At 44.8% G+C, this 2,224-nt stretch carries 2 protein-coding genes and 1 pseudogene; all 3 read left to right on the plus strand.

Translation table 11 applies throughout. From position 1 onward, the window contains the following. A pseudogene (locus H6S82_RS30000) lies at window positions 1-382 on the plus strand (gamma-glutamyl-phosphate reductase); the annotation flags it as partial. Window positions 383-829: 447 nt separating this feature from the next. Continuing rightward, complete coding sequence (folB, locus tag H6S82_RS30005; RefSeq protein ID WP_190473659.1) at window positions 830-1,192, plus strand: dihydroneopterin aldolase; 363 nt, start codon at window positions 830-832, stop codon at window positions 1,190-1,192. 22 nt (window positions 1,193-1,214) lie between these two features. Next, window positions 1,215-2,186, plus strand: a complete 972-nt coding sequence (locus H6S82_RS30010; protein ID WP_190473660.1) for a CBASS cGAMP-activated phospholipase — start codon at window positions 1,215-1,217, stop codon at window positions 2,184-2,186. Window positions 2,187-2,224: the final 38 nt, after the last annotated feature.

Here is a 2,224-nt window from a genome sequence, read left to right on the forward strand (position 1 = left end):
GGCAGATTGGGCAACAGAATACACTGATTTGATTTTATCGATCAAAATAGTCGATTCTCTGGAAGATGCGATCGCTCACATCCACAAATACGGTTCCAAACATACCGAAGCCATAGTCACCGAAAATTCATCCACCGCCGCGACATTTCTCGCCCAAGTTGACGCTGCCGGAGTCTATCATAACTGTTCCACTCGCTTTGCCGATGGCTTCCGCTACGGCTTCGGTGCAGAAGTAGGAATTAGCACCCAAAAAATGCCACCGAGAGGCCCTGTTGGATTGGAAGGTTTGGTAACTTATAAGTATCAAGTTGTCGGCGACGGTCATGTTGTCGCCACTTACGCCGGTAAAGATGCCAAACCTTTTACGCATCGAGATCTGTAATTGGTAATTAACACAAGTTGCTAGTTATTTGCTTTCTGGGTATGTTGTTGGGCTCATATCCTTGTTATCCCTCGAATCAGGGGGCTAAAGCCCAACTACGTACCTAATTTAAGCTTGAATAATGTAACTAGCAACTTGCGATAATATCATGTCCGGTTGCATCGGTAGCGTCAAAAAGAGAGCGCTCACATCTGTGTTCATCTGTGGTTAAATTTTCACCCACGATTCGTGCAGACAATCCTTAACATCATTCTTACAGTACCGATGCTACCGGACACGATATAATTAGTCATCGGTCATTTGCTTTCCCACAAATAATAAATGTCTGATGGCTAATAAGTACAATTCTAAAGAATACTGAAGATTTAATCTCACAAACATTTAGGAGTGAGGAGAAAATTTCTTCCGACGCCCTAATCCCTAACCCCTAATCCCTAACCCCTAATTATGGATTGCATTCACGTTACTGGAATTAGTTGCTACGGTTACACTGGCTACCTACAAGAAGAACAGGTACTGGGACAGTGGTTTGAAGTGGATCTTACTTTATGGCTGGATTTGTCAAAAGCAGCTAAAAGCGATGCGATCGAAGATACCCACGATTATCGCAGCACGATCGAAACAGTAAAGCATTTGGTGAAGTCATCTAAGTTTGCATTAATCGAAAAGTTAGCCGAGACGATCGCATCCACTATCCTGGAAACTGAGAAGGTAACGCAAGTTCGAGTTAAGGTGACAAAGCCCTCAGCCCCGATTCCCGACTTTGGCGGTAAGATCGCAATCGATATTACCAGGGGAAAACCGCAGTAACTTTAGCAAGAAGGGAAAAACAGTGCCATTTCGCATATTGAGTTTAGACGGCGGGGGTATTCGCGGCGTTATCCCTACCGTTATTCTTGAGGAAGTAGAAAAATTAATCGATCGCCCTTTAAATCAGTACTTCGATTTGATTGCAGGGACTTCCACTGGGTCGATTTTAGCAGCTGCGATCGCCACAGGACGAAGAAGCCGGGAAATCCTCGAACTCTACAGGCAAAAAGGCAAAATTATCTTCCCCTACACCAGTCGTTGGTCACCTCAGCGACTAAAATTGCTGTTGGAATACGGTTTCTCAGCGCCTAAATTTTCCGATCGAGGTTTGATTAACGCTTTGAAAGAGCAGTTCGGTAACACGAAGCTGTCTGACATCGACACATCGCCACGATTGTTAATTACCGCCTACGACACGATCGATCGACAAACGATCGTTTTCAAAAGCTGGCAAAAATACAAACCTTGGATAGATGCTCCCTTGTGGGAACTGTGTGTTTCTTCCTCCGCTGCACCAACTTATTTCCCCGCACATTTACTGAAAACTCAAGACAAAGACTACTCCCTCATTGACGGCGGCGTTGGAGCGAACAATCCTACCGCCTGCGCCGTTGCAGAAGCACTCCGCCTAGATAATCCCGTCAGGGAAATTTCTGTTCTCTCCATTGGTACGGGGAATTCAACTAATTCAATTCCCTTTGCACAAGTTCGCGCCTGGGGAATAGGAAATTGGATATGGGGAGGACGCTTGATAGAAGTATTATTCGATGCTTCCGCCGACATTAACGATTATATTACTCGCCAAGTAATGAGTCCTCCAGAACTTGGCGGTAGAGCGTCTACTCGTTACCTGCGCCTGCAACCTACCATCAAGAAAGATATGATAGATGACGCCACAGAGCAAAATATTTCCAGGTTAATAGAGTTGACACAAAACTATATGCAGCCGAATCGAGAAGTACTCAAAAACTTCTTACAACAAAACTTTTCTTAACAGATGACTCCCTGACCGCCGTAAGATTATCGATCGCA

Source organism: Planktothrix sp. FACHB-1355, from assembly GCF_014748295.1.
In the GTDB taxonomy this organism is placed as follows: domain Bacteria; phylum Cyanobacteriota; class Cyanobacteriia; order Cyanobacteriales; family Aerosakkonemataceae; genus Aerosakkonema; species Aerosakkonema funiforme_A.